We start from the raw sequence: 26,491 nt of genomic DNA, 5'->3' as shown, positions 1-26,491 counted from the left end.
AACCTTCACGACCCACCGCCCAGCGTTTGCAGCTTTGTACGGCAGGATGTTGTTTAGGAACCCCGCTATCTCCGCATTGGCAAAACTTTTATTTAGGCTGGATTTAGCCGCCTGACGATTGGGGAATTACTATAGCACAATTATGGTTATAGCACACACTTATTGAACAGCAGGACTCCCCTCGCTCGGGCACTTCGGGGGCAGCGAACCCCCTCAGCGCCCTTGGCTCTCATCCTGACGCTCCCCTTCGGAAGAGCGCGGGGCTTCCCGCCGATTATCTAAATCTTCCCCCGGCTTTGACCATGACATAGGTAATCCGAGTGCTGGGGGACACAAGCGGCAGAAATTCGGGGACTGGCTCACTGGTATCAAACCGAGGGAAGTTCAAATAAAGGTTCGCAGTTTCCAGCGAGGTAAAGACATAGGGGCTAGAGACAATGGATTTGACACCGCGCGTCCAGCCAATCACCGTCGCTGGGTAAGTTATTCACGCGACCTTGCTCCCCCAAAGCGGTGAGGGAAAGGGCATTGAGGTCAATGCGATCCACGATGACACTGTAGGGTTCCTCTAGTTTCGTCAGAGCTGCACCAGCAACTGTCGTCAAAGGTAGTCGTGTTCCCGTCGGTTCAATACCCACCACCTGCACTGGCTCGATCGCTTCTGTCTCTGAACGTCGCCACATGGCTGACTGCATCAGGAGCGGTTCTGCGGCCGCAACCCCTTCAACGGCTTGGGCATCGAGGACAGCTTGATACTCAATGGGTAATGTCAGGCCAAAATAACGCAGCTCGTTCGAGGCAATCCAGAAATCCGCTTGGCTTTTATTCACTAAGAGAGTGGCGGAGCGACCAAACCCCTCAAGGAGTCCCGTTTGAATGGTCACGAGGCTGACAGCAAAGGTGATGCCCAGTTGAGCAACGAGAAAGCGACTAAAATCTTCTAAAAGATTTTTGCGAGCAAGGGAGACCATTTTCTTATTCTAGGTTTTAGATAAAACGGTGTCTAGGCACTTCCACAGTTGAAGAAAAGAGTTTCACTATCATCTTAAGAAGCCAATAAAAAAATAAAAAATCTTTGGTTAAACACTCTACGGGCACCTCTTGTTTTTAGGGTCAGTTAATAGCAACCTGAATCTGCATTTGACTAAGATAAAGACACACCAGTGACCCTATTTCTTTGTTCTTTACATTCTCGTCCTCCTAGACCACAGCCAAGGGGGAGGACAGCAAGAGATTGAATCCCTTTAGCTCCTAGAGAGGAAGGATGCCATGCTCAAAGATAGAGGGTAGGTTGTTAATATGGGTAATGTAATACAAACTTTTGATCTTGGGTTCAGACATTCTTAACCTCTAGATGGCTTTTGAGTTTGCTCTTTCACCCAATTCAAATAGGTAGGAGAGCCAGCAATAATGGGCAGGGCAATGATCTCTGGGACTTCGTAACTGTGAAATGCTAGCAGGCGATCGCGTACCTGCTCAAATAAAGCGATGCGAGTTTTAATGAGCAATTGCCATTCTGGATCGCGATGTACGGTTCCTTGCCAGCGGTATATTGATTGAATAGGCAGAATCTGCACACAGGCAGCAAGGTGCTCAGCCACGAGTTGATCGGCCAAGGAGAGAGCTTCTGCTTCCGTGGCAGTAGTAACCATCACCACACAGTACTCCATTGCCGTTGCCAAGCTTGCTGTCCTCGCGTCACGATCTCGATTATGTCGATCATATCTTGAATCAATTGTACAGTGAATGTTGTTATTACTGGGATTGGGCTGTGGACAGCGCTGGGGGACACGGTGATCGCCACATGGCAGCGCTACTGTCAAGGAAAAACAGCACTCATTGCCACCCCTGAAGGACTGGTGGGTGCAACCACCTTGCCTCTTGAGAAAATTATTGTAACGACGACAACTCAAGCGCTCAAGGATGCAAAATTAACGGCTCCCCTAGGCAGTGCTGGAGTCGTGGTTGGCTCCAGTCGTGGTTTCCAAGCTCAGTGGGAAACGTGGTTACGGCAGCCCTCCCTACCACGAGCAACATGGTTACACACCTTACCGGCCGCCGTCTCGCAGCAGGTGGCGCAAATTGCGGGTATTCAGGGGATAGTGCTCAACCCCACAGCCGCCTGTGCCACGGGAATGTGGGCGATCGCCCAAGGGGCATTACTCATTGACCAAGGCCATTGTGATTTAGTGTTGGCAGGGGGCGTGGAGTCAGCCGTTTCCTCCCTCACCTTGGCGGGGTTTCGGCAGTTGGGCGTGTTGGCTCAGGAGCGAGCCGCTCCCTTTGACCGCCAGCGGCAGGGATTTGGCTTGGCTGCCGGCGGCGCCATTGTGGTTTTAGAATCTGAGGCACAGGCGCGATCGCGAGCCATTGAACCCTATGCCCGCATTGCCGGTGTGGGTCTCAGTGCTGATGCTGAGAAAATGGCTGCCCCCAGTGTGAACCAGGGAGGTGCCCTGCTGGCCATTCAAAAGGCCTTGGCTCAAGCGGGGCTGTCGCCACTGCACATTGATTGTATCCATAGCCACGGTACGGGCACCCAGCGCAATGATGCCGCCGAAGCCGCTTGGATTCAACGCCTTTTTGGTCAGGGGGTTTCGGTCACCAGTCACAAGGGTGCCCTTGGGCATACCCTCGGTGCTGCTGGCGCGATCGCGATCGCCCTCTCTTGCCTCTCGTTGCGCGAACAGCAAATCCCCCCCTGTGTGGGGTGTGAGATCCCTGACTTTGACTTAGACATTGTCCAACACTGCCGCCCTGCTCCTTTAGGACACATTCTCTGCTGTAGTTATGGCTTTGGAGGTCAGAATGCAGTGATTGTGCTAGCGCGTCCCTAGGCAGTGGTCACTACCGTTGGTTGGGCTATCCCAAACTTTTGCATGATTGTTTCAGCCATTTGTGGCGGGGTGAGTCCCAAGTCGGCTTTGGATTCCTCAGGGGTGGCGTGTTCGACCAACACATCGGGAACTCCCAAACGCAGTACAGGCACGAGAATATCCGCCTCTTGAAGTGCCTCTAGAACTGCTGAGCCAAAGCCCCCCATCAGGCAGCCCTCCTCCAAGGTCACCACGCGGCCAATTTGTTTGGCCAAGGGCAGAATCAGGTCAAGGTCTAGGGGCTTCGCAAAGCGGGCGTTGATCACGGCAGCACTTACGCCGTGTTCCTTGAGGATTTCTGCCACCTGCATGGCGGGATAGACCATTGAGCCGTAGGCCACCAAAAGAAGATCGTCACCAGAGCGCAGAAGTTCCCCTTTGCCGATTTCCAGCGGTTCCCAACCTTCCTCCATGAGGGCAACGCCATAGCCATTGCCGCGCGGATAGCGCAGGGCGATCGGGCCAGCCGTGTAGTTAATCCCCGTGACAATCATGCGTTGCAATTCAGCCTCATCCTTGGGTGCCATCAGCACCATATTCGGCAGGCAGCGCAGATAGGCAATGTCGTACATCCCTTGGTGGGTCGGCCCATCGGCACCGACAATCCCCGCCCGATCCATACAGAAGAAGACGGGCAAATTTTGGATGCAGACATCGTGGACAATCTGGTCGTAGGCGCGCTGCAAAAAGGTGGAGTAAATGGCAACCACAGGACGCATGCCTTGGGTGGCCATGCCCGCAGCCATCGTTACAGCGTGCTGCTCAGCAATCCCCACATCAATGTATTGATTGGGCACCCGTTTTTGGAGAATATCCAAGCCAGTGCCGGTGGCCATCGCCGCTGTAATGCCCACAATGCGCGGATCGTTTTCTGCGAGTTTGGTCAGGGTTTCGCCAAAGACTTTGGAGTAGCTGGGGGGCTTGGGCTTGCTGGAGGGTTTGGCCTTACCCGTCACCAAATCAAATGGTGGCTGGGCATGGTAGCCCACTTGGTCTTTCTCGGCGATCGCGTAGCCTTTGCCCTTAACCGTTGCCACGTGAACCAAGACAGGACCGGGAATTGTATGGGCGTGTTGGAATGTGGCAATGAGTTCTTCCAAATTGTGACCATCCACAGGGCCAACGTAGGTAAAGCCCAATTCCTCAAAGACAGCCCCCACCTTGGGAACCGCAAGGCGTTTCATGCCCTCCTTGAGGCGCTGCATCTCTGGGGTGAGGTTTTCACCAAAGAAGGGGATTTGCTTGAACTGCTCTTCGAGGTTATCGGTAATAAACTGCACCTGCGGCGAGAGGCGGATTTTATTGAGATAGCGGGGAATTGCGCCCACATTGGGGGAAATGGACATCTCATTGTCGTTGAGCACCACCATCAGGTTGGTGTGGGGCAAGTGTCCCGCATGATTAATCGCTTCTAGGGCCATCCCCCCGGTGAGGGCACCATCGCCAATAATGGCCACCACTTTGAATTTTTCTCCCTTGAGATCGCGGGCGATCGCCATCCCCAAAGCGGCGGAAATACTGGTGGAAGCATGACCCGCCCCAAAGTGATCAAAGGGACTTTCGCGGCGGTTGAGATAGCCGGCAATGCCTCCCTTTTGTCGCAGGGTATGGAAGTTGTTGTAGCGCCCCGTCAACATTTTGTGGGGGTAGGCTTGGTGTCCCACATCCCAAACCACGCGATCTTTGTCTAAGTCAAGGGTTTGGTAGAGTGCGAGGGTGAGTTCGACCACCCCCAAGCCCGGCCCAAGGTGTCCTCCCGTGGCCGCCACGGTTTCCAAATGTTTGTCGCGGATTTGGGCGGCAATTTGACTCAATTGGGCAATGGACAACCCATGCAACTGGTTGGGATGGGTAATTTCACTTAGGTGCATAGAAACCCGACCTCGCAAGATACCTAGGGGCGATAGCCTACCGCTGACCACAGAAAAGCTATCTGTTGACTGATTCTAACAAAGTCGCCCCCTCTAGGTGGGGATCATCTGGCTCCCAACCGCGGTGAAAAGCCGCAATAATCACGAAACAGTTGATCATAAATTTCCAACGCAGTTTCATAGAGTTCACTCAATTCACGAATTTCTTCTGTGGATTCATGGGTGTAATTTTCCATTAACCAAATGACCCATTGATAAAACCGTTCCTGACCCCACTGTTGCCAATAGTTGGCCAAAATTCCCCGCGCTAGATCCGTTCCCAATCGTTTGGGGTAATCGTGGCTTGTGGCCAAGTCTTGGAGATCCCCTAGGAAGCGTTCGGTCATCGCCCTGAGGTGACTCAGGGACATCTGAGCACATTGACAAGCCCGCTCAAAGGCGGCGTTGGTTTCTAGGGAACTGGGCTTGACTGTTTCCGCTATCAAGCGACCATCACTACCTACCTCACGCTCGACAGCACAGTGGGGCACTTTAGTGACGGGATAGCCTTGACAGGCCGGATACACCCGAAAGTTTTTCTCGAGACGATCCACTTCCTCTGGGCTGAGGTGAATATCAAGCTCAAGGAGGAGTTGACCAAAGGTACGCTGATCAGTGGTGGTGGTGGTTTGGGAGTAGGTCATCGCGAAGTCCCTCACAGGTCGTCAAAAGATTACCCTGTGATGTTTTTTCGGTTATGCATCTGACCTGAGAATACCCATAATCCTAGGATCGCAATACTGTGTCCTCGAATACGATCAGTTCGTCGCGATGTCCCTCTAGGGTGACTTGGGTACCGACCCCATGGGTCTGTAAAGAGAGCTTGACGGTTTCTAGCCGCTGGGCACCTCGCCAATAGAACCAAGGGGCAATGGGGGTCAAACCAATGAGGCCAAAGGCCAGAATACCGCGATCGGGAAAGAGGACGGTCAACACAAGGGCGATCGCAGTGGCAGCGGAGACAGCAAGGCCAAAGAGGAAGGCGGCCAAAAAGGGGCTGGCGGCAACATGTCCCTGAAACGTCACTTCACTGCCGTCGGCGCTGACGGTATGCAGGCGGTAGCCCCGCTGCTGAAAATACTGCTTGAGGCGGGGGGCAAGTTCGGTAATGGGCTGGGGAATGAGCCATTCTTTAGTTTCAAGGCGTTCTTTCGTAGAGGCGCGAATGAAAAACACAAATCCAACGGCCAAAAGGCTCGTCAAGATGAGGGTCGAAGGATAAATTAGATCGCTTAGATCGCTGGACATGGTGAGGTGGTTCTTAGAGGGTTCCTATTCTTCATTGTTGAGTCATTGTCGAGGATTGATAAGGGTCTGCAAAGAGATATTGCATCGCGATCGCTCCAGCGGATTCTGCGGAATACTAAGCTCTAGTCTCTGTCATTGCATAGAATGATTCGCTCTAGGGTCTCTGGCAGTGATATTCGCGCTCCTCGCAACAAAGGGCGATGGTTTTGCCCAGAAACGGTCGTTGCAGGACTCCTATTTGCCAGCGACTTAGCAGCATTGGTGCTGGCGTGGAAGTTGGGCTTGCAGCTCAATCGCTTCTATGCGCCATTGCCCCCTGATTTGGCCGCTTGGTACTGGTGGGGCTTGCCCAGTGTTTTTTGGCTCTTTGCGGCGGGTCTGTTGTTTTTGATTGCCGTGAGCGGCCTGTATTACCCGCGCGGCTACTGGAAAAATTATCTGCGCCTTGCCAAGGTGTTGAGCTTAGGCTATTTGCTGGCGCTGGCGATTGGCTACTTTTATGATCCTAAGGTGGATTTGCCCCGCTCGCTATTTTTTGGTGCTTGGGGTCTCAGTGTGGTCTTTGCCGTGGTCTTGCGTTTGGCGGTCAGCTTAGCCTTCAAGGTTTGGACACTACGGCGACCGATTCGCGCCTTTTTAGTGGCGCCCCCAGAGCGGCAGGAGTATCTCAGAAGCCTGCTGGGGCAACGCTCCAACTATAAGATTGTCGGCAGGGCGATCGCCACCATGGCGAATGAACCGGAGACTCTGACCGAGATTCTCAACTGCCAAGCCCAAGAGGTCATTGTCGAAGGCCTGCCGCCGGATCACCTCGCCTCAAGGCTCTATTGGCAACTGCGCCAGCATGGTATTGCCCTGCGGCTCATTCCCTCCAGTTTGGAAACGCTCTACCGCCGTGGCACACCGGAAATTGTGGCTGCCCTGCCCACGCTGCGGGTGGACATGACCTATCTGCATGGTTGGGAGTATCGGCTGAAGCGCTATCTGGACGTGATTTTGGCACTCCTTGGCATTGTGGTGTTGGCGCCTCTCTTTGTTGGGGTGGCGATCGCCATCAAACTCACCTCACCAGGGCCTGTCTTCTTTCGCCAAGAGCGGGTGGGACTCCACGGCCAAGTCTTTCAGATGTGGAAATTTCGCACCATGCGAGCTGATGCCCCGCAACTCCAAGCGCAATTAGAGGCACAAAATGAATCCGCCGATGGCATTCTCTTCAAGCTAAAAAACGACCCCCGCCGCACACCCCTTGGTCGGTTCCTGCGCAAAACCAGCATTGATGAACTGCCACAACTGTTTAACGTCCTTTGGGGAGACATGAGTTTAGTGGGGCCACGTCCACTCCCCCTGCGGGATGTTGCCCGTTTTCATTCTTGGCACCACATTCGCCATCAGGTCTTGCCTGGCATTACAGGGCTGTGGCAAATTTCTGGCCGCTCTCAGATTAGCAATTTTGATGAAGCTGCCCGCCTTGACCTTTACTACATTGACAATTGGTCGCTCAATCTGGATTTGGAAATTCTAGTGGAGACCGTGCGCATTGTGCTCTTTGGTCGTGGGGCGTATTAGGCGCCGTAAAGATTGGCCTGCAAATAACTGTTCTACCTGTTTTGGGGCAAGGGGGCGCGCAAAGAAATACCCTTGGCCATAGTTGCAGCCAAGGGCTTGGAGAATCTGGTACTGCTCGCGGGTTTCAATGCCTTCTGCCACTACCTTCAGACGCAATGCGTGAGCCAACATGAGAATGGTGTGCACAATTGTAGCCGCAGGCTGTTCCCTGTTGAGGGTAGAAATAAACGTGCGATCAATTTTTAGGGTATCAACGGGGAAACGGTGCAAATAGCTGAGGGAAGAGTAGCCTGTGCCAAAGTCATCCATAGACAGGCCAATGCCCATGGCACGAATTTTCTGTAGGGTAGCGATCGCTACCTCCTTGTTGTCAATCAGGATTCCCTCTGTCACCTCAAGGCGCAATCGTTCGGCGGGAAATTCTGTTTCTGACAAAATGGCTCTTAAATTGGGTAACAGATCTGCTTGCTGGAAATGACGGCCACTGAGGTTGACACTGATGCTGAGAGCACGGCTGCGGGGAAAAACCTTTGCCCAGTGTTGCATCTGCCGACAGGCCTCCGCCATCACCCACCAACTAATGAGTAGAATCAAACCCGTTTCTTCAGCCACAGTCATGAATTCAGCGGGGGAGATGATCCCCCGTTCGGGATGTTGCCAGCGCAGCAGCGTTTCAAAGCCAACAATCTTGCGCGTTGACAGATCCACAATGGGTTGATAGTAAACCAGAAATTCCTTGCGCTCTGTTGCCCGTCGCAGATCAGTTTCAATTTGCATCAGGGCAATACTCTGGGCACGCATTGTCATACTGAACACTTCATAGCGAGACTTGCCCAAGGATTTGGCGCGGTACATGGCCGTATCCGCATCCCGCAATAAGTCCTCAACTGTTTTGGTTTCTTCGCTGGGGAAGGCAATGCCAATACTGGCACTGGTAAAAACTTCACGCCCCTCCAGCAGGAAGGGGCGGCTCAAGGCTGCTAAAACCCGTTTTGCCACTTCAATGGCTTGGGCTGGATTCGTTAACTCCTCCAAGAGAATGGCAAATTCATCACCACCAAGGCGGGCAACCGTGTCCTCCGCGCGGGTACAGGCCGTGAGTCGTCGGCCAATGCCAATGAGAAGCTGATCCCCGACTAGATGTCCCAAGCTATCGTTGATCACCTTAAAGCGATCCACATCCAAAAAGAGCACTGCAAAGAGGGAGTTGGGATGCCGCACCCGACGGGTAATGGCTTGACTCAGGCGATCCATAAAGAGCACGCGATTGGGCAAGCCCGTCAGGGCATCGTGGAGGGCATCATGGAGAATCTGCTCCTGAATTAGGTGGTAATGGGTAACGTCGGTCATTGAACCGGCCATGCGGTAGGGCTGCCCCTTCTCATCGCGCAGTGCCTTGCCCCGCGATCGCATCCAGCGATAACCGCCCTTGCGATACCGAATCCGAAATTCACACTCAAAGTGGGGAGAACGACCAAGAAGGTGATCTTTGAGACTGCGCCGCAGCAATTCTAGATCCTCTGGATGAACCCGCTGCAGCCATTCTTCGATAACCGGCCGCAGGGTTCCGGGGGGTTCTCCCACCAAGGCTGCCCAACGAGGCGAGTAGTACATCGCGCGATCGCTGATGTGCCAATCCCACAGACCATCGTTTGCCCCCTCTGCAGCTAAGGCGTAGCGTTCTTCACTCCTGCGCAGCGCCAGCTCCGAGCGTTTGCGCTCAGTAATATCGGTGATGTAGCAGCGAATTAGCTGACTTTGGAGCAAGATGTGGATACTGACCTCATAGGTGCGATCGCCCACTGTGACTTCCTCAAGAGTTAGCCCCTCTGCTTTTGCCCAACTTCCGCTGTGAAACCAGTCCCTAAACAGAGGATGAGCACAGCCTTGGGTTTCTAAATCGGGAAAGCACTGCAGAGCTGCGGGGTTAAGGTAGGTAATGCGACCAGCGGCCGTGATTTCAAGGATGGGATGGGGACTCAGCTCAGGAAAGGAGGAAAGTCGCAGTAGTTGTTCTTCACTTAGCTGTGCAATGTCGCCAAAGGGCTCCCAACTGACGCCAAGTCTTGTGCTGTCCTCCTCTGATAACTCATCAATTTGCACCGCTTGGGCGTAACGGGTGAATGTGGAATCGGAGACATTCGTCACCACATGGTAACGGGCGCGCACTTCTCCCCCAAAGACAATCACATCACAGTGCTTTAGGATACAGGACTGGCAACGCTTGCCATTAACCATAGTGCCATTTACACTGGGCTTCCCCTCCAGATTCCCATCCACAAGACGAAAGAGAAAGTTGCCGCTATTGGGATCCACAATCCGCAGTAAAACAGCATGCTGGCGTGAAATCATGGGTGATTTGAGGACAATTGAGTTGCTGGGGTGACGACCAATAGTGTAAGTATTGGCCTCTAAACGGATTGTGCGCCGGCCTGCACGATCCTCAATCACCAGAAGATGACGCCACTTTTGGCACGCAGAGGGATTCACGTCAATTGCCTAGTTGAATACGCATCAAATTCTGCTGAATTAAATACGTCAAATCCGAGAACTCAACGCTTGACAACAGGGAAACCGCCCACAGAAACCTGACTCCTATTCTAGGTTAGGACAGGAGTCTTCCAGTTGGTCTTGCTGCCCGAAAGATTGACATCGCTCTTTTGCTGCCGGCCTCGGTGGGCTACACTTGCAAGGTATGCTTTTGAACTGTTGAAGGCAAGACCGAGAATAGCGGGCAACATGGGGATTTTTCACTCTTTTGCTTGGCGATCGCTGCTGGGGATGAGGTCTTGGCGGGGTATTTGGCGATCGCTTGCCTTGGGAATTTTGGTTCTTCTGCTGCTCTTTTTTGTCTTTTTTGTCCTACCTACTCAGGCCACTCCCATGACCCCCAAACATTACACTGAACTCACTTTTGCGCCCTTACCCGATGTGGCTATGCCAGCCTACAAGCGCTTTCAGCTTAGCAATGGCATGGTGGTCTATCTGTTGGAGGATCATGAGTGGCCGTTGGTACGCGGTACTTTGCTTTTTCGTGCTGGCAGCCGTTGGGATCCCCCCCATCAGGTGGGTCTGGCGGAAATCAGTGGCGATCTCATTCGTACAGGAGGCACTCAAGTTCACCGTGCTGCCGAGATTGACCAATGGTTAGAGGATCGGGCAGCGATCATCGAATCTGGTGTCGGTAAGAGTCTAGGGCGGATCAATTTCAGTAGTCTTAAAGAACATAGCGAGGCTGTACTTCGCCAAGTGGCGGAAATGTTGCAAGCCCCAGCCGTAGAACCAGAGCGCTTTGAATTAGCAATCCGCCGCCGCCAAGGAATGATTCAACGGCGTAACGATCAGCCTAGTGCTCAGGCAGAACGGGAATTTTACAAGTTAATCTACGGGGCTGACAGTCCCTATGCCCGCACCCAAGAGTTAGAGACCCTCGCCAACATTACTATTGCCGATGTACGGCAGTTTTACCGCACTTACCTTGCCCCCTCGCGCTGTATTTTGGGCTTGGTGGGGGATTTTGACGCCTTGCAAATGGGCGATCGCCTTGAAGCAATTTTTGGCGCATGGCAGGATCCGCCGAACTTACCGCCTCTGCCCCCTGTACCGACTGTAAGGGTTGACACCTCGCCAACTACCGTGATCATTGAACGCCCCCACCTCTCCCAGAGCTACATCTATACCGGCCAACTGGGGGGCACACTCAAGGATCCGGACGTATTTAACCTCTATGTCCTCAATGGGGTGCTCAATGGCTTTGGGGGTCGCCTCTTTAATGAATTGCGATCGCGCCAAGGCTTGGCCTACAGTGTCTATGCCGCTTGGAGTCCCGAATTTGACTATCCAGGGGTCTTTTATGGCGCTGGCCAAACGCAAACAGCAACCACAACGCAGTTTCTTGAGGCTCTGCGACAGGAAATTGAACGATTGCAACGGGAACCTGTTAGCGTAGCGGAACTCACCTATGCCAAGGACAGTATTCTCAACTCGTTTGTCTTTAATTTTCGCGATCGCCTGCAAATTCTCAATCGCCTCCTGCGCTATGAATACTATGACTTGCCCAAGGATTTTATCTTCCGCTATCAGCGCGCCGTCAAGACAGCAACGGCAGCGGATCTGCAACGGGTGGCACAAAGTCGCCTCAAGCCAGAACAGTGGCGTACTCTGATTGTGGGCGATCGCGTCCCCTGCCCTGTAGCTCACTGTCAGTTATGGCGCAGTCGTAGTTAGACTGGCATTCCTAGCTTACGGGATTCCCCCACTCGCTGAGTATCGAGACAGCCTTTAGAATAGAGGCTATGAGCCGTTGGGTTAACCTGCTTGCCCTGCTCCCTAACACCATCCTCACGATTTTAGTTATCAGCATTGCCTTTCTGAGATTCTATGAGCAGACCGACGTCACACAATACCGATTTGCGTCTGCTGATCATTCCACATTTTCCAGTTTTCGTAGATGCGGCGTAATGTGCCGTCCTTCTTGAGGATGTCGAGGGCTTGATCAACTTCTGTTTTGAGGGCCTCTCCTTTGGGGCTGTTCTTATTAAAGGCAATCACATAGTTATTCAAAAAGGTCGGGACACCAATTGGGCGCAGGCGATGGTTGACCGTGCCCCCTGGACCAGCTCCGAGAATGTAGTAGGCAACAATCGGATAGTCTAGCATCACCGCATCAATACGCCCTTGAACCAGATCATCAAAGGGCAAATTGCCATCGTAGGCACGGGTTTTGATGTTTTTGTCCCTTTCAAGAATTTCTTGGGCTTTGTAGCCAATACCCGTACCGACCGTCATGCCAGCGAGATCGGCAAGGGTGACTTCACTAGTGGCAGTGTATTGCTCAAAACGGGGGTCATTGGCTCGCACCACAATCTGTTGGCCATAGCGATAGTAGGGCTGGGAAAAGAGTTGAGTGCGCTCGCGATCGCTGGTGATTTCCCAACCGTTGAGAATCATGTCAAAGCGATTGGCAGCTAGGGCAGCCGGGAGTTGATCGTAGGCCGTGGCAACGAATACGGCTTTGACCCCCATCAGTTGGGCGATCGCGTCGGCAATTTCCACCTCAAAGCCAATTAACTGACTGGGATCAACTGGATCGTAAAAAACGTAGGGCGCACCACTAATAGCCTCCGCCCCCCAAGCCAATCTGCCGGGATTGAGTAGGCCATTGCTGGAGACGGTACCTGTAGTTGAGGTTCCAGAGGTCGAATCCACATTGCCAGCACAGGCTGTGAGGAGGGTTTTACTACCGCTAGCGATCGCGATCGCCCCAGCTCCCTGCACAAAACGACGCAAAAATGTCCGGCGCGTAACACCCATATTGTTCTACCCTTGGACTCCCCTCGCGGTCACTGACTTTAAGATTAACCCAACTGGATTGCGGATCGTTTCTAGTGAGTTCCAGAGGCCTCACCGCAGAAGGGGGTAGATGCCTTTGAATGGCTGCGGCGCTTAGCCTAGAAAATGCCGATCTCCGCTTGGAGGGTATTCCAAATCCCCCAGCGCTCGTAGATTTGCCGCAGCACACCCTCTTTCTTGAGGATGTCGAGGGCTGCATTCACTTCGTCCTGCAGAATTTTGCCCTTGGCACTCTTGGCATTAAAAGCAATTACATAATCATCTGGAAACAAAGGCTGGCCAATGGGCCGAAGGTGCGGTCTCTTTTGCCCACCAATCCCCTGACCCAAAATGTCATAGGCAACGATAGGGCTATCTATGACCACCGCATCAATGGCGCCGTTTTCAAGGGCGGTTAGGTAATCGGTACTTCGATAGGTCAGCGTTTGAATACGCGGCGTTTGCTCAAGGATCTCTTGGGCTTTGTAGCCAAGGCCAGTCCCTACTCTCATTCCCGCTAGGATGCCTAGGTCAATCTTGCGGTTGGGACTGTACTCCCGAAAGCGAGAGTCATCTGCGCGTACAACAATTTGCTGGCCATAGCGATAATAGGGCTGCGAAAACAACTGATAGCGTTGTCGCTCTGGCGTTCTCTCCCAACCGTTGAGAATCAGATCAATCTGGTTAGCGGCTAAAGCGATGGCTAGCTGGTCGTAAAGACTATTCACTAACACTGGCTCAGCACCTAGAAGGCGAGCGATCGCTGCGGCAATTTCTGCTTCAAATCCCAGGATCTGCTCAGGATTCTCAGGATCGAAAAAGACATAGGGGGCAGCATCTTCAGCTCCCCAAATCAGTTGACCGGGTTGCAGTAGTCCTCGGGCGGAAATTTGGGGTGAAGGCGGGGTCTCTTGGCGATCGCAACCGCTGAGCAGCGCCTTACTGCTAGTCACCAGCAAAAAAATCGCTCCCCCTTGGCCAAAGGAGCTCAAAAGAGTGCGGCGATTGAGTTTCATAGGTCATCAACAGAGAAACAACCCAGAACCTAGCTTTATTCTATGCCTTATCGCCGCTTGCTGCCAAACTACGACGCTTAGTCACTGTTTGGAAGGCAGAAATAATATCGCCTTCCTGCCAAAGTTCAAAGTCGTCTAAACGCACGCCACATTCGTAGCCCGCCGCCACTTCGCGGACATCGTCTTTCATGCGTTTGAGGGAACTCAAGATGCCCGTGTGAATGACGTTTTGCTGGCGCAGCACCCGCACTTTACAGTTGCGTACCAGCTTGCCACTGAGCACATAGCAGCCGGCAACAATTCCCTTACTGAGGGGGAAGATTGCCCGTACCTCCGCTTGACCCAGCTCTTCTTCAACCAGCTCAGGCTCCAGTAGCCCTTCCATTGCCCCTTGAATATCATCGAGGAGCTTGTAAATGATGTTGTATTCGCGGACATCCACGTTGTGCTGTTCTGCTGCTTGGCGTGCCCCTGAGGCAAGGGTGGTATTAAAGCCAATGATGACGGCACTACTGGCAGCGGCAAGGTCAACATCGGTTTCGGTAATTTCGCCGGGGGCAGCCAGCAAAACCCGTAACTGCACTTGATCTTGGGGCAGTTGGTTGAGAGCCGCCAAAATTGCCTCGACGGAACCTTGAACGTCGGCTTTGAGAATGAGATTGAGTTCCTTGAGTTCCCCTTCGCGGGCTTGACTGGACAACGAGGTAAGGGAGACCCGACGGGCGGCGGCGGCTTGAGCAAGGCGGGATTGGCGTTGGGCGGCAGCTCGCTCTTCCGCAAGGGCACGGGCAGCTTTTTCATCGTTGAGCACTTCAAATTCATCCCCGGCAGCAGGCACGTCCGCCAGACCCAAAACTTCCACCGCAAAGGAGGGGGTTGCTGCCTCGACCCGCTGCCCGCGATCGTCAATCATGGCGCGGACTTTGCCAAAACAGGCACCCGCCACCAGAATATCGCCGACCCGCAGTGTCCCATTTTGTACCAGCAATGTGGCCACAGGACCCCGTGCCCGATCCAAGTGGGCTTCAATGACGGTGCCTTTGGCGGGGCGATCGGGATTGGCGCAGAGATCCTCTACTTCCGCCACTAGGAGGATCATTTCCAAAAGGGTATCGAGATTTTGCCGTTGTAGGGCACTGACGGGCACCATAATCGTGTCGCCGCCCCACTCTTCAGGCACTAGACCATATTCAGTGAGTTCCTGCTTGACCCGCTCCGGTTGGGCAGATTCTTTGTCGATTTTGTTAATGGCGACAATGATCGGCACTTTGGCTGCTTTGGCGTGACTAATGGCTTCAATGGTTTGGGGTTGTACCCCATCATCGGCAGCAACGACGAGAACGGCAATATCGGTAACCCGTGCCCCCCGTGCCCGCATGGCGGTAAAGGCTTCGTGACCCGGGGTATCGAGGAAGACCACCTGATGTTTTTCGCCGTTGTATTCCACATCCACGTGGTAGGCGCCAATGTGCTGGGTGATACCGCCTGCTTCCCCTTGGGCAACTTTGGTATTGCGAATGGCATCGAGCAGGCTAGTTTTGCCATGATCCACGTGCCCCATAATTGTGACCACGGGAGGACGTCGTTGCAGGTGATCGAGGTCGCTCGACTCCAGCATTTCGGTGACTTTTGTGGCCTCGGCTTTCTGCTGTGCCGTTTCCACTGTGATCCCCAATTCCTTGGCCACGAGTTCAATTGTTTCCACCTCAAGGGTTTGGTTGATGGTGGCGGCGATTCCCTTAAAGAAGAGGACTTTAATGATTTCCGCTTCGGGCCGACGCACTAAACTGGCTAACTCCTGCACTGACATTGGGCCTTCAATCGTAATGTGATCGGGAGGTGGTGCTTCGGCTGGCTCTTCGTGACGGCGATCGCGCTGGCGGGGTTGTTTTTTCTCGCTGCTTCTTTCAGTTTTCGCCGCTGGTGTAACAGGGCGAGCCGGACGCGGGGCTTTAGGTTTGGGTGGCCGTTGCAGCGATTGACTCACATCCACCGTGACTTGGTGTACCCCGACTAAACGGCTGGTGAGTTCGAGTTCTTCTTCTTCATCAATGACTTCTTCACGCAACTTGGCGGCGCGGGAGGATTTGCGTTTGTTCTCCTCATCATCAAAGTCTTTGCGACGGTGGCGGTCTTTGATGACTTTGCTAACAGACTTGTCATCGAGTACCTCAACGGTTTCGGTGACGGGCTTCGGCGGATTCGGTGCCCGCAGGACTGGCACAACGGGTTTGGGTGGCGGTTGTAGCTCTGGTAAAGCTGGCTTGGGCGCCATTTCCGGCTTGACGGGTGCCGGGGGAACTGCCCGCTGCACAATTTCAATGCGATCTTGACTGCTCGCCCCTTTCTCTTTTTTAGGGGGTTCCTTTAGCTCTTTGCGGGGCGGGGGAGCTGCAGCAACTGTTTCCACCTTCTTGGTGGGGCGAGCGGGTGGCGGAGCTAAAGTCGGCGCTGGACGCGGTGGTGTCGGTTCGGGTTTGGCCGCAGGTTTAGGGGGCTTGGGCGCCACGGGTGCCACAGCCTTAGGGGCTATGGGTTCAGGGGGCGTGGGTCGTGTCGGCGCTTGCAGTGCTTGGGGGCGAGCGGGAGGCTGTTGTAATTGAGGCTTGGGTGCTTCTGGCGGCTCAGAGTGGGCTTGGGTGTGCACCGCCACAATTTGCTGTGTTTTTTGGGGAGCTGGGGCTTTTTTCACTGGGGGAGGGGTTTTTGAGACTTTGCGGGGGGAGGCGCTGGGGGGTTGATAGGTTTTGGCCGCTTCGCGAATGCGATCGGCATCGGCCTCGGAAATAGTACTGCTGTGACTTTTATAGGCAATTCCCAACTGTTCACAGATCGCCAATAGATCTCGATTGTCTAGGTTGAGTTCTTTGGATAGGTCATAAATGCGAACTTTACCAATGCTCATGCTCTCTCTCAAAGGCGCTGAAATCTCTACGAAAGGACAAACGGTAGGGCGATCGCTCAGGTAAAGGCTACCGTCAAGGTGGCATTAACGGGTTTTAAGGGATGGGTTGGGGCAACTCACTCAACAACAATCTCAAGAGTCGGGGCTAAAAAAATAGAGGTACCCCTATTATTAACGATTTTGGTAGGGATTGATCAGGGCAACAGCCCCAAGGGGGGATCAATTTCAATGCGTCGGGCTGCTAGATCAACCACTGGGACAATGGCAGGCACAAAGGGAATGTACACTGATGGGGGGGCTTCTTGCACTGGGTTGAGTAACTGCACTTCCAGCAAGTCATTGCCGGCATTGACTAGGCCCACCACTTCCCCAACCCGCTCACCTTGGTGATAGACTGCGAGTCCAATCAAGTCCATGAGGTGGTATTCATTGGCTGCAAGGGGCGGGCGATCGCTGGCGGGGACTAAAATTTGGGATCCCTTAAGCGCCTCCGCTGCGGTGCGATCGCTGACTTCTGCAAAGGTGACCACAAACTGCTCAGACCGAGGCAAAAATCGCCCGCGCACGAGGGTGACAGCATAGGGTTGGGGCTGCCGGGGCGATCGCAACCAACGGCAACCCGCCACCGTAAAGCGCTCGGGAAAATCGCTAAAGGGCTTGACCTTGACTTCGCCCCGCAGGCCGTGGGCACCGACAACTTGGCCGATACAGAGCCATTCACTCGTCTCAGGGCAGGGGGTCACCATAGGCGGTCCAAGCCAACTTGAGTAAACCGTTCATAATTGCTGTGGCCACGCTCACGCCCCCCTTGCAACCCTTAATAGCAATGTGGGGCACCCAAGACTTCTGCAGGCGTTCCAAAATGGGGGAGAGAAAATTGGGGGCAGCGTCAATAATTAACGCGGGGCGAATCTCCTGAGCCTCCACCAAGGTCAGGAGGGGTTCTAGAGCCGAATGATCACTACTGAGGACAAAAATGGCTGTGGGATGGCGTCGTGCCAAGGTTTCAATGCCAAAGGCAATGCGGGACTTTTCCTGCTGCGGACGGGTAAAGGTTTCTGCTCCACAGTAAATGGGATTGCCAAAGGTGTTTTGGGTGTAGGAGAGGACGCCCACCTGCACCATCGTAACATCCACCACAATCGGGGTATGGGCGGCGAGGGCAGCCACACCGGATTGCAGAGCCTGCTCTGAGTAAGTAATGAGATTGAGATACTCTAAATCCCCTGTGGCATAAATTACGCGGCGCGCAATGTCGTACTCTGCTGGACTCAGGTTGTGTCCTGCCAGCAACTGGTCAATTACACGCAATTGCGCAACATCAGACTGGTGCCATTCCATCAACAGTGCCGCAAGGAAGTTAAAGAATGATTCATGTGGCAACGCCTTGGCAACAATTAATATAGCAGCAAAAGTTTTGTGCCACTCGGCACAGGGGAGTGTGCCATTCTCTAGTGTACGGGGCGATCGCCCGATTTCATGCATGCTGTGGCGATCCACGATTTCAGCGAGACTGGTATGCTGGAAACAGCGTCCTTGAACTTGTGCCACTGTGTCTCAGATTCTCTGTCCTGTCCCGGCAGATCAACGACCGATCAACGAATATCGTGACCTCAAAGCCTCTTGGTTTTTTGAATGGTCGAGTTGGCCGCGGCCACGTTTTCAACGGCGTTTGCTACTGCTGTGGGGAGGGGCTTGGCTGGTCAGTGGGCCGGTGGCGATCGCCAGCTTTCCTCTCAAAGAAGTCCCCCTTCACACCTTCCTAGCCGCTGCCCTAGGAGCCAATTTTTTGTTATTACTCATCCTCCTGCGCCTTGTGTTGGGTTGGGCCTACGTCGGCGATCGCCTGCAACGTCCCACCGTCGTTTATGAAGAAACGGGCTGGTATGACGGTCAAGAGTGGCAAAAGCCCGAAGCTGAATTGGCTCAAGATCGCCTGATCTATACCTACGAGTTGCGCCCGATTTTGCAACGGCTCCAGGTAACCCTTTTGGCGCTAGGCATCTTTTCTGTGGGGCTTGCCCTTGCTTGGGCACTCCTGTAGCTGCTGCTGATACTGTTGCTCATTTACCCGCATGACCGAACCTATGTCCAAACGCACCCAAGCCCCTGCCCTCGAGGTTTGCTTACTGCGGGAAGGGATTGTTGAGTCGCGCCACCATGCCCATGCTGTTGTCTGTGATGCGCGGGGTCGAATTCTTGCCCTTGCAGGGAATGGAGAAACCGCTGCTTTTGTCCGCTCTGCCCTCAAGCCCTTTCAAGCCTTGGCAGTGACCACCACCGGCACCATGGAGCGGTTTGATTTGAGCGATCGCGACCTCGCCATTATCTGCAGCTCTCACCAAGGCCGGATCGAGCAGGTGCGCCAAGTCTTTAATATCCTCTGGCGTGCCGATGTGGATCCCACCGCCCTGCAATGTCCCGTTCCCGCCGGCCGCCAAGGGGCACTCCAGCACAACTGTTCGGGGAAACACGCCGGCATGCTAGCGGTTTGTCAACAGCGCAATTGGCCATTGGCCAGCTATCTGCACAAAAATCACCCGGTGCAGACCCTAATCCTCTCCAAGGTGGCAGAGTTGCTCAAGATGCCCGCCGCAGAATTTATCTATGCCCACGATGACTGTGGGGCGCCCACGTACTTGATGCAACTGGTACAGATGGCCACCCTCTACGGCCAACTGGCCTCGGGCAATGACTGGGCAATGGAGCGCGTTGTGCGTGCCATGACTCACCACCCAGATTTTGTGGCCGGCCCCGGTGCCCTTGATAGTGAGCTGATGCGCCTGACGGAGGGGGAAATTCTCAGTAAGTCGGGGGCTGAGGGGATTCAATGCATAGCGCGCGTGGGGGAGGGCATGGGATTAGCCATTAAAGTTAGCGATGGTGCCAAGCGGGCCAAGTATGCCGTTGCCATTCAACTGTTGAAGCAACTGGGCTGGATTACTCCCAGTGTCGCGGAGACCTTAGGGGAGCAGTTTCTCATTCCCAACCAATTTACCCGTCTTGAGGTCAATGGTGAACTGACCTTTGCTTAGGGAGCTAAATTCCAGACTGATAGGCTCCCCCTTGGGTTATGATGGGTAGTCAATTTTAGTGAGCACGGAGGCTGCTATGGCTGTCACGGCAAGGGTTGGAACCATCTTTCCTGTGGTGTGGGTGGGCGATCGCGTGCAGTTAATCGACCAAACCCGCTTGCCAGAAGAGTACGTCCTCAAGGACATCACCACCGCTGCCGAAATGGCTACAGCCATTCGCGAAATGATTGTGCGGGGGGCGCCGGCGATCGGGGTTGCTGCTGCCTTTGGTATGGTCTTAGGGGCACGGGAATACAGGGGGAGCGATCGCGAGGGCTTCTTGGCTCACCTTGAGAATGTGGCTGCCAAATTGCGGCAAACGCGCCCGACGGCAGTGAATTTATTTTGGGCCATTGATCGCATGCTAGCAGCAGCTCAACAGCCTGCCGTTTCCCTTGAGGCACTCCAGCAGCACCTTCTTGAAACCGCCCAAACCATTGCCCGTGAAGATGTGCAAACCTGTCAAGCCATTGGCAAAAACGGCCTCAGTGTCCTGCCGAAAACTCCCGAGAAGTTGCGTCTGCTCACCCACTGCAATGCCGGTGCCCTAGCAACAGCAGGCTATGGAACAGCGTTAGGGGTAGTTCGGGCGGCTTGGGCAGCAGGTCGCTTGGAGCGACTCTATGCCGATGAAACTCGTCCTCGCCTGCAGGGGGCGAAGTTAACTGCTTGGGAATGTGTGCAGGAGGGCATTCCCGTCACCCTGCTTGCCGATACGATGGCGGCGCACTGTATGCAGCGGGGGATGATTGACGCGGTAGTGGTGGGTGCCGATCGCATAGCCCTCAATGGCGATACTGCTAACAAAATTGGCACCTATAGTGTTGCCCTTGCCGCCAAAGCCCACAATATTCCCTTCTTTGTTGCCGCACCCCTTTCTACCATTGACACCCAAATTGCCACGGGGGCGGAAATTCCTATTGAGGAGCGACACCCCCAAGAAATTTATCAGGTGGGGTTTAGCCGCATTACACCCGCGGGCGTGGATTTTTACAATCCTGCCTTTGATGTCACCCCTGCCCATCTCATTAGTGGGATTATTACGGAGCTGGGGGTCTTTGCACCCGCTGACCTCGCACAGGGTATTGGTGCAGTAGCAGGCTAACGACGACAGACCCACGGGCAATATCCCCTGCTATCGTAGCGGGGGAATGGCTTTGAGTTCCCCTCCAATCCCAACCGTAATACTCACTTTTAACATCGTAGGGATTGTAGGAGGCCGTTGCTTTATGCCAGTAATCGTCCCCCAAGGTCGAGAGGCCAAAATCCACTTGGATACTGCCGTGGGTGTTCCTATAGAGGTGACGGGAATCTATATCCACCGCATTTCTGCCAAGACAGGGGGAGCAATCGCCGGACCTAGGTTCAACTTTGCTGCTCCCACAAGGGCAACCGGTGTCCGAAACATGATCAACATCTCTTCCTTGAGTAGTACTGCGATCCTAGCAACTGTGCTAGAAAGTCTTTATTCTCAGTTCAAAAAGCTTTATAGAAAAAATGATTTCCTCGCCATCGCATTTAAGTCCAACCGACCTCAATGCCCTTGCGGAACGCATCCGTATGGCGGCTGACCAAGCCAATGGGAATGTCCATGACCTGTTGGCACTGCTGCGACTTTTGGAACAACTGCACCGTGAAATTTGTGACAATCAGTTTCAGACAGCCTTGCCCACCAACCGCCAAGCACTCTATAAACTGCTGCGGGACATTGAAACCAATGGCGGCTGGCCCTACATTCCCCGCAAACGCCTAGAGTCCTTTTTGGGAGCAATTCAAGAGGAATCGGATAGTCGTGAATGTTGAACACTGGCTGATGCGCCAAGAGCCGCAGTGGCTAGAGCTAGAACAACTTCTCAACCGTGCTGAGACCGAGGGCATTCAGAGCCTATCGGCAACGGAGATTTGCCGCCTCAGTCAGTTGTACCGCGTGGTCAGTGCGGATTTGGCACGGGCAAAAACGCGCCGCTTGGGCAGTAGCATCGTCACCTATTTGCAGGGTCTAACTTTGCGTGGCTACAGCCAAGTCTATCAGGGTCGGCGCTCCCAAGATTGGCGCAGGGTCTGGGGGTTTTTGCAGCGGGGCTTCCCAGCGGTTGTCCAGCAAACATGGGGCTATACGGCCTTTGCTTTGGGGGTGTTTCTGGTGGCCGCTGCGATCGCCTGGTGGTATGGGTGGCGCGATCGCCAGTTTTTGGAACTGGTGGTGCCCTCGGACATTCTTTCCTTGGTAGAAAAGGAGGGGAAGCTGTGGCTGGGGTCAATTGTGGGAGTTGAACCCTTGGCTTCTAGTGCCATTATGACCAATAACCTGAGTGTTGCCTTTGCAATGTTGGCGGGGGGAATTCTAGGGGGGCTGGGAACCCTCTACATCCTCTGGAACAATGGTTTGCATATGGGGGCGATCGCTGCCCTTGTGGCGCAAAACAACCTAGAGTACCCCTTTTGGGCTTTTGTCAGTCCCCATGGTGCTTTAGAGTTGCCCGCCATTTTTCTAGCGGGGGCAGCAGGTCTGTTGCTGGGGCAGGCGCTTCTCTTGCCGGGGCGATACCGTCGCCTTAGCGCCTTGAAGCGCAATGGTGCCTTAGCTGCGCAACTGATGTTTGGGATCGTGCCGCTGTTGATAATTGCGGGTATTATCGAGGGCTTTTGGTCACCAAATCCCCTGATTCCCAACAGTGTCAAGTATCTTTCCGGTCTTGGATTATTAACTGCTTTGATGTTTTATTTGGCTTGGCCGCTGGAGCGATCGCCCACAGCTGGGGGAAAATAAAAGGATGCTTTATTGACGTTAGGCCGATCGCGAGAACACTATGGCAGAAAACTGGCGCAGTCGCATCATCACAGAAGGCATTCAACGCACCCCCAACCGAGCCATGCTGCGGGCTGTAGGCTTTGGCGATGGGGATTTTAACAAACCGATTGTGGGGGTGGCCAGTGCCTACAGTACCATTACCCCCTGCAATATGGGGATTGCTACCTTAGCCAGTCGTGCCGAAGCCGGCATTCGCGCCGCAGGGGGCATGCCGCAGTTATTTGGCACGATTACCGTCAGCGATGGCATTTCCATGGGCACCGAGGGGATGAAATACTCCTTGGTCTCGCGGGAGGTGATTGCCGATGCCATTGAGACGGTCTGCAATGCCCAAAGTATGGATGGGGTGCTGGCGATCGGCGGCTGCGACAAAAATATGCCCGGCGCAATGATGGCCATGGCCCGCATGAACATTCCCGCCATTTTTGTCTATGGGGGGACAATTAAGCCCGGTCACTGGCAGGGGCAAGACCTTACCGTTGTCAGTGCTTTTGAAGCGGTGGGTCAGTTTAGTGCCGGCAAAATGGACGAGGCGACCCTCCATGCCATTGAACACCATGCCTGTCCGGGGGCGGGTTCCTGTGGGGGCATGTTTACGGCCAACACCATGTCCTCCGCCTTTGAAGCCATGGGCATGAGCCTGATGTACTCCTCAACCATGGCAGCAGAGGATGACGAAAAAGCCGACAGTACGGAGTTGGCGGGCAAGGTGCTCGTGGAAGCCATCCGCAAAAATATCCGTCCGCGCGATATTATCACCCGCAAGTCCATTGAAAATGCCCTCAGTGTGATTATGGCGATCGGTGGCTCGACAAATGCAGTGCTGCACTTTCTGGCGATCGCCCACAGCGCCGAGGTACCTCTCACCCTCGATGACTTTGAAACCATTCGCCAACGGGTGCCTGTCCTTTGCGACCTCAAACCCTCAGGGCAATACGTCACCACCGATCTGCATCGGGCGGGCGGCATTCCCCAAGTGATGAAAATGCTCCTCAATGCCGGCCTCCTCCATGGGGACTGCCTGACGATTACAGGCGAAACCATTGCCGAGCGGCTGCGGGATGTGCCCGATCGCCCCGACCCCAATCAAGAGGTGATTCGTCCCCTTGATAACCCCCTCTATGCCACCGGCCACTTGACTATTCTCAAGGGCAATCTGGCCACTGAAGGTGCTGTCGCCAAAATCTCCGGCGTAAAACATCCCCAAATTACTGGGCCTGCCCGCGTCTTTGATTCCGAGGAAGCCTGTCTGGAGGCCATTCTTAGCGGCAAAATTAACTCCGGCGATGTCATTGTCATTCGCTATGAAGGCCCCGTTGGCGGTCCAGGGATGCGGGAAATGCTGGCTCCCACCTCTGCTATTATTGGGGCTGGTCTAGGGGATAGCGTTGGCCTCATTACCGATGGTCGCTTCTCCGGCGGTACCTATGGCATGGTCGTGGGTCACGTTGCGCCGGAAGCAGCGGTGGGGGGGACGATCGCCCTTGTGCAGGAGGGAGACTTGATTACCATTGATGCCCACCAGCGACTCCTGCAATTGAATGTCAGTGAGGAAGAACTGGCGGCACGCCGCGCTCAATGGCAGCCACCGGCGCCGCGCTATACCCGTGGCGTTTTAGCAAAGTATGCCAAACTCGTCTCTTCTAGTAGCCTAGGGGCGGTCACGGATCGCTTTGTCTAGGGGAGGCTAACTCCTGCAAAAAGGCCTCGACACCGGCGCGATCGCCCGTTTGGCGGGGATAACTCAGCGGCGGCCGCTGTAGGGTAATCAGTTTGACCCCCAACTCACGGGCAAGGGTCTGCTTGATCTGCTCACTTGCGGTGCCCGAGGCCTTGGTGACTACCGTTGTAATCTGCCACTGCTGCCAGAGGGCGCGCTCTAGCTCAAGGGACACAGGCGGGAAAATGGCCACTAAGCGCCGGCGATCGAATCCAGCCGCAAGAGCCGTTTCTAACGCTGTCACCGTCGGCAAAATTCGGGCAAAGAGAGTTGCCTGAGCCTGGAGGGGGGCAAAGGCTGCTAGGTGTTTTACCCCCAAGGTCAACAACACCCGCTCTCCCCCTAAGAGATTACTTTGCAGCAGCGTCGCTAAATCTGTATAAATACCCGTTGCTTGGGGCAACTTTGGGCGTTCAAAGCGCAGGTAAGGTAGCCCCAGTTCTTGGCTAAGCTGCATGGCAAGGGCAGAGATCTCCGCTGCAAAGGGATGGGAAGCATCCACAATCCCGCGAATGGCGTGTTGTTGAATCAACTCGCGGGCACGCCTAGGGGTTAGGCGCTCGACATGGCATGTGAGCAACGGATGGGCTGGATAGAGACCAGAGGCGGCTGATGTTGTCACACTTACCCAGCAGGGAAACCCTTGGGATAGGATTAAATCCGCAATCCAGCGACTCTCTTGGGTGCCGCCAATCAGCCAAATTGCTCCCCCCACCTAGCCTAGGAGTGCCCGGCGAAAGTTTTCCCGATAGGACTTATTCATAAGGAGGGGCAGCCACAGCACGCTAAGAATAAAGCGCGATTGGGTGTAGTAGGTGCGGTGAAACCCTTGCCAAAAGCGCAGGGCAATTAAGCAGTAGAGAACAATTGCACCAAGAACGAGGAGTTCCATAGAGAGGCTGGTGAATCTGAACTACCACTTCCACATTACTGGATTCTTGGGATCAAGAGTGGCGATGACCGGCTGACTAATCTCATCCAGCATGGCCAAGATGGACTGATCCAAGTGTAGGTCAGCCGCTTTGATGTTTTCTAGCACCTGCTCTGGATGGCGGGCGCCAACAACAGCACAGGTTTGCGGTTGATGCAAGACCCAGGCCAGCGCCAAATTCCCCACCGTAGTGCCCAAGCTGGTGGCAATAGGTCTCATGAGTTCAATGGCCTCAAGGGCACGGGCATAGGTTTCCCCCTGAAAGAGTTGGTTTTTGGCGCGGTTATCTTCGGGATCAAACTGGTGGTCAGGCCCAAAGCGACCCGTGAGCAACCCTTGGGCAAGGGGGGAGTAGGCCAAAATGGTAATGTCGTGCTCAATGCAAAAGGGAATTAATTCTGTTTCCGCCCAGCGCCAGAAGAGGGAATAGGGAGGCTGGACACTGTCAATGCGCCCGTACTGCATGGCTTCAGCCAGTTGGGCACGGGAGAAGTTGGAGACCCCAATGGCGCGGATTTTGCCAGTAACTTTTAACTCCACCATCGCCTGCATGGTTTCCTCAATGGGCACAGGCTCTGAGCCAAAGGAACCGGCGGGCCAGTGAATTTGGTAAAGGTCAATGTAGTCGGTGTTCAAGTTGCGCAGCGATCGCTCGCAGGCGGCAATCACGTCTTTGTAGCGCAAATGATTGGCAAACACCTTCGTGGCATAGACACAGCGATCGCGCAAATCGCCCACCGCTGCGGCTACAATCCGCTCTGAATGACCCTCCCCATAGACCTCTGCCGTATCAATGGTGGTCATGCCTGCTTCGACAGCCGTACGAATCGTGCGAATGGACTCCTCATCTTCAATGCCCACCCACCAACGTTTACCGGCTTGCCAAGTGCCAAGAATCAGCGGCGTGATTTGAATGTCGGTGCGACCAAGGGGACGGGTTTGCATACCACAATTGAATCAGCGAACGAGACATTTTGGAGATATTTTTGGAGGAGATATTTTTGGACATTTTGACACGCTCAGGGGATTTGCCCTCCCGTGTAGCTGCCCCAATCTCCCCCCTGAGAACTCTATGCCACTCTACCGTGATCCGCCCTCTGCT

General features: G+C 54.2%; 23 protein-coding genes and 1 pseudogene. 9 read left to right on the top strand and 15 right to left on the bottom strand.

Going from position 1 to position 26,491, the window contains the following annotated elements; all coding sequences use genetic code 11:
- From ACK4HN_RS10810 to cutA, 3 genes and pseudogenes are all read right to left on the bottom strand, one after another.
- Positions 1-123: pseudogene (locus ACK4HN_RS10810) on the bottom strand (RNA-guided endonuclease TnpB family protein); the annotation flags it as partial.
- Positions 124-428: 305 nt separating this feature from the next.
- Positions 429-971 carry an ABC transporter permease gene (locus ACK4HN_RS10805; protein ID WP_409869357.1) on the bottom strand — a complete coding sequence of 181 codons (543 nt, stop codon included), beginning with the start codon at positions 969-971 and terminating at the stop codon, positions 429-431.
- Between the two features lie 372 nt (positions 972-1,343).
- Positions 1,344-1,670: a divalent-cation tolerance protein CutA gene (gene cutA, locus ACK4HN_RS10800; RefSeq protein ID WP_409869358.1), complete on the bottom strand. Its 327-nt coding sequence runs from the start codon at positions 1,668-1,670 to the stop codon at positions 1,344-1,346.
- Between the two features lie 72 nt (positions 1,671-1,742).
- On the opposite strand from cutA, the gene ACK4HN_RS10795 reads away from it, so the two are divergent.
- Positions 1,743-2,837, top strand: a complete 1,095-nt coding sequence (locus tag ACK4HN_RS10795; RefSeq protein WP_409869356.1) for a beta-ketoacyl-ACP synthase — start codon at positions 1,743-1,745, stop codon at positions 2,835-2,837.
- On the opposite strand, the gene dxs is transcribed toward ACK4HN_RS10795, so the two are convergent.
- The 3 genes from dxs to ACK4HN_RS10780 all read right to left on the bottom strand — a co-directional run bounded on the left by dxs (position 2,834) and on the right by ACK4HN_RS10780 (position 6,034).
- Positions 2,834-4,747, bottom strand: coding sequence for a 1-deoxy-D-xylulose-5-phosphate synthase (dxs, locus tag ACK4HN_RS10790; protein ID WP_409853895.1), 1,914 nt, complete (start codon positions 4,745-4,747; stop codon positions 2,834-2,836). The two genes, ACK4HN_RS10795 and dxs, sit on opposite strands and share 4 nt — an antisense overlap.
- Positions 4,748-4,851: 104 nt before the next feature.
- On the bottom strand, positions 4,852-5,430 hold the full coding sequence (locus ACK4HN_RS10785; RefSeq protein ID WP_409869355.1) for a hypothetical protein: 579 nt from the start codon (positions 5,428-5,430) through the stop codon (positions 4,852-4,854).
- An 82-nt stretch (positions 5,431-5,512) separates the two neighbouring features.
- The gene (locus tag ACK4HN_RS10780; RefSeq protein WP_409869354.1) at positions 5,513-6,034 is read right to left on the bottom strand and encodes a cofactor assembly of complex C subunit B; all 522 of its coding nucleotides are present in this window, start codon (positions 6,032-6,034) and stop codon (positions 5,513-5,515) included.
- A gap of 144 nt (positions 6,035-6,178) precedes the next feature.
- On the opposite strand from ACK4HN_RS10780, the gene ACK4HN_RS10775 reads away from it, so the two are divergent.
- Positions 6,179-7,600 (top strand): sugar transferase, encoded by a 1,422-nt coding sequence (locus ACK4HN_RS10775; RefSeq protein ID WP_409869353.1) that lies wholly within the window; start codon positions 6,179-6,181, stop codon positions 7,598-7,600.
- Here ACK4HN_RS10775 and ACK4HN_RS10770 read toward each other — a convergent pair.
- Positions 7,553-10,090, bottom strand: a complete 2,538-nt coding sequence (locus ACK4HN_RS10770) for an EAL domain-containing protein (RefSeq protein WP_409877627.1) — start codon at positions 10,088-10,090, stop codon at positions 7,553-7,555. The two genes, ACK4HN_RS10775 and ACK4HN_RS10770, sit on opposite strands and share 48 nt — an antisense overlap.
- Before the next feature lie 249 nt (positions 10,091-10,339).
- Between ACK4HN_RS10770 and ACK4HN_RS10765 the strand changes: the two genes are divergently transcribed.
- On the top strand, positions 10,340-11,827 hold the full coding sequence (locus ACK4HN_RS10765) for a M16 family metallopeptidase (protein WP_409869351.1): 1,488 nt from the start codon (positions 10,340-10,342) through the stop codon (positions 11,825-11,827).
- Between the two features lie 168 nt (positions 11,828-11,995).
- On the opposite strand, the gene ACK4HN_RS10760 is transcribed toward ACK4HN_RS10765, so the two are convergent.
- The 5 genes from ACK4HN_RS10760 to ACK4HN_RS10740 all read right to left on the bottom strand — a co-directional run bounded on the left by ACK4HN_RS10760 (position 11,996) and on the right by ACK4HN_RS10740 (position 18,403).
- Positions 11,996-12,913 carry an ABC transporter substrate-binding protein gene (locus ACK4HN_RS10760; protein WP_409869350.1) on the bottom strand — a complete coding sequence of 306 codons (918 nt, stop codon included), beginning with the start codon at positions 12,911-12,913 and terminating at the stop codon, positions 11,996-11,998.
- 137 nt (positions 12,914-13,050) lie between these two features.
- Entirely contained in the window at positions 13,051-13,947 is an 897-nt protein-coding gene (locus ACK4HN_RS10755; RefSeq protein WP_409877626.1) for an ABC transporter substrate-binding protein, read from the bottom strand.
- Between the two features lie 40 nt (positions 13,948-13,987).
- A complete protein-coding gene (gene infB / locus ACK4HN_RS10750) occupies positions 13,988-16,852 on the bottom strand; it encodes a translation initiation factor IF-2 (protein WP_409877625.1) in 2,865 nt (954 codons plus the stop codon).
- A gap of 194 nt (positions 16,853-17,046) precedes the next feature.
- Complete coding sequence (rimM, locus tag ACK4HN_RS10745; RefSeq protein ID WP_409869347.1) at positions 17,047-17,598, bottom strand: ribosome maturation factor RimM; 552 nt, start codon at positions 17,596-17,598, stop codon at positions 17,047-17,049.
- Positions 17,579-18,403 (bottom strand): precorrin-8X methylmutase, encoded by an 825-nt coding sequence (locus ACK4HN_RS10740; RefSeq protein ID WP_409877624.1) that lies wholly within the window; start codon positions 18,401-18,403, stop codon positions 17,579-17,581. Before ACK4HN_RS10740 ends, rimM begins: the two co-directional genes overlap by 20 nt.
- A gap of 1 nt (position 18,404) precedes the next feature.
- Between ACK4HN_RS10740 and ACK4HN_RS10735 the strand changes: the two genes are divergently transcribed.
- The 6 genes from ACK4HN_RS10735 to ilvD all read left to right on the top strand — a co-directional run bounded on the left by ACK4HN_RS10735 (position 18,405) and on the right by ilvD (position 24,419).
- Positions 18,405-18,896, top strand: a complete 492-nt coding sequence (locus tag ACK4HN_RS10735) for a CGLD27 family protein (RefSeq protein WP_409869345.1) — start codon at positions 18,405-18,407, stop codon at positions 18,894-18,896.
- A 43-nt stretch (positions 18,897-18,939) separates the two neighbouring features.
- Entirely contained in the window at positions 18,940-19,887 is a 948-nt protein-coding gene (locus ACK4HN_RS10730) for an asparaginase (protein ID WP_409869344.1), read from the top strand.
- A gap of 76 nt (positions 19,888-19,963) precedes the next feature.
- Positions 19,964-21,031, top strand: a complete 1,068-nt coding sequence (mtnA, locus tag ACK4HN_RS10725; RefSeq protein WP_409869343.1) for an S-methyl-5-thioribose-1-phosphate isomerase — start codon at positions 19,964-19,966, stop codon at positions 21,029-21,031.
- Between the two features lie 392 nt (positions 21,032-21,423).
- On the top strand, positions 21,424-21,729 hold the full coding sequence (locus ACK4HN_RS10720) for a hypothetical protein (protein WP_409853940.1): 306 nt from the start codon (positions 21,424-21,426) through the stop codon (positions 21,727-21,729).
- Positions 21,719-22,696, top strand: coding sequence for a stage II sporulation protein M (locus tag ACK4HN_RS10715; protein ID WP_409869342.1), 978 nt, complete (start codon positions 21,719-21,721; stop codon positions 22,694-22,696). The genes ACK4HN_RS10720 and ACK4HN_RS10715 overlap by 11 nt, the downstream gene beginning before the upstream one ends.
- A gap of 40 nt (positions 22,697-22,736) precedes the next feature.
- Positions 22,737-24,419, top strand: a complete 1,683-nt coding sequence (gene ilvD, locus ACK4HN_RS10710; RefSeq protein ID WP_409869341.1) for a dihydroxy-acid dehydratase — start codon at positions 22,737-22,739, stop codon at positions 24,417-24,419.
- Here ilvD and ACK4HN_RS10705 read toward each other — a convergent pair.
- From ACK4HN_RS10705 to ACK4HN_RS10695, 3 genes are read right to left on the bottom strand one after another with little or no spacing between them, the layout of a single operon-like run.
- Positions 24,400-25,173, bottom strand: a complete 774-nt coding sequence (locus ACK4HN_RS10705) for a cobalt-precorrin-6A reductase (protein WP_409869340.1) — start codon at positions 25,171-25,173, stop codon at positions 24,400-24,402. The genes ilvD and ACK4HN_RS10705 overlap by 20 nt on opposite strands.
- Entirely contained in the window at positions 25,174-25,350 is a 177-nt protein-coding gene (locus tag ACK4HN_RS10700) for a hypothetical protein (RefSeq protein WP_409869339.1), read from the bottom strand.
- 21 nt (positions 25,351-25,371) lie between these two features.
- A complete protein-coding gene (locus tag ACK4HN_RS10695; RefSeq protein ID WP_409869338.1) occupies positions 25,372-26,334 on the bottom strand; it encodes an aldo/keto reductase in 963 nt (320 codons plus the stop codon).
- Positions 26,335-26,491 lie beyond the last annotated feature (157 nt).

It is taken from the genome of Thermosynechococcus sp. (genome assembly GCF_046299655.1).
Lineage (GTDB): Bacteria > Cyanobacteriota > Cyanobacteriia > Thermosynechococcales > Thermosynechococcaceae > Thermosynechococcus.
Note: the sequence above shows the minus strand (reverse complement) of the source record. Positions and strands in the feature narration are given on the sequence as shown.

Coding starts and splice junctions, on each gene's coding strand:
- ACK4HN_RS10785 (WP_409869355.1), bottom strand. CDS start 5,430: ATGACCTACTCCCAAACCACCACCACCACTGATCAGCGTACCTTTGGT.
- mtnA (WP_409869343.1), top strand. CDS start 19,964: ATGGCTGTCACGGCAAGGGTTGGAACCATCTTTCCTGTGGTGTGGGTG.
- ACK4HN_RS10775 (WP_409869353.1), top strand. CDS start 6,179: ATGATTCGCTCTAGGGTCTCTGGCAGTGATATTCGCGCTCCTCGCAAC.
- rimM (WP_409869347.1), bottom strand. CDS start 17,598: ATGGTGACCCCCTGCCCTGAGACGAGTGAATGGCTCTGTATCGGCCAA.
- ACK4HN_RS10755 (WP_409877626.1), bottom strand. CDS start 13,947: ATGAAACTCAATCGCCGCACTCTTTTGAGCTCCTTTGGCCAAGGGGGA.
- cutA (WP_409869358.1), bottom strand. CDS start 1,670: ATGGAGTACTGTGTGGTGATGGTTACTACTGCCACGGAAGCAGAAGCT.
- dxs (WP_409853895.1), bottom strand. CDS start 4,747: ATGCACCTAAGTGAAATTACCCATCCCAACCAGTTGCATGGGTTGTCC.
- ACK4HN_RS10730 (WP_409869344.1), top strand. CDS start 18,940: ATGTCCAAACGCACCCAAGCCCCTGCCCTCGAGGTTTGCTTACTGCGG.
- ACK4HN_RS10695 (WP_409869338.1), bottom strand. CDS start 26,334: ATGCAAACCCGTCCCCTTGGTCGCACCGACATTCAAATCACGCCGCTG.
- ACK4HN_RS10760 (WP_409869350.1), bottom strand. CDS start 12,913: ATGGGTGTTACGCGCCGGACATTTTTGCGTCGTTTTGTGCAGGGAGCT.
- ACK4HN_RS10805 (WP_409869357.1), bottom strand. CDS start 971: ATGGTCTCCCTTGCTCGCAAAAATCTTTTAGAAGATTTTAGTCGCTTT.
- ACK4HN_RS10780 (WP_409869354.1), bottom strand. CDS start 6,034: ATGTCCAGCGATCTAAGCGATCTAATTTATCCTTCGACCCTCATCTTG.
- ACK4HN_RS10720 (WP_409853940.1), top strand. CDS start 21,424: ATGATTTCCTCGCCATCGCATTTAAGTCCAACCGACCTCAATGCCCTT.
- infB (WP_409877625.1), bottom strand. CDS start 16,852: ATGAGCATTGGTAAAGTTCGCATTTATGACCTATCCAAAGAACTCAAC.
- ilvD (WP_409869341.1), top strand. CDS start 22,737: ATGGCAGAAAACTGGCGCAGTCGCATCATCACAGAAGGCATTCAACGC.
- ACK4HN_RS10700 (WP_409869339.1), bottom strand. CDS start 25,350: ATGGAACTCCTCGTTCTTGGTGCAATTGTTCTCTACTGCTTAATTGCC.
- ACK4HN_RS10765 (WP_409869351.1), top strand. CDS start 10,340: ATGGGGATTTTTCACTCTTTTGCTTGGCGATCGCTGCTGGGGATGAGG.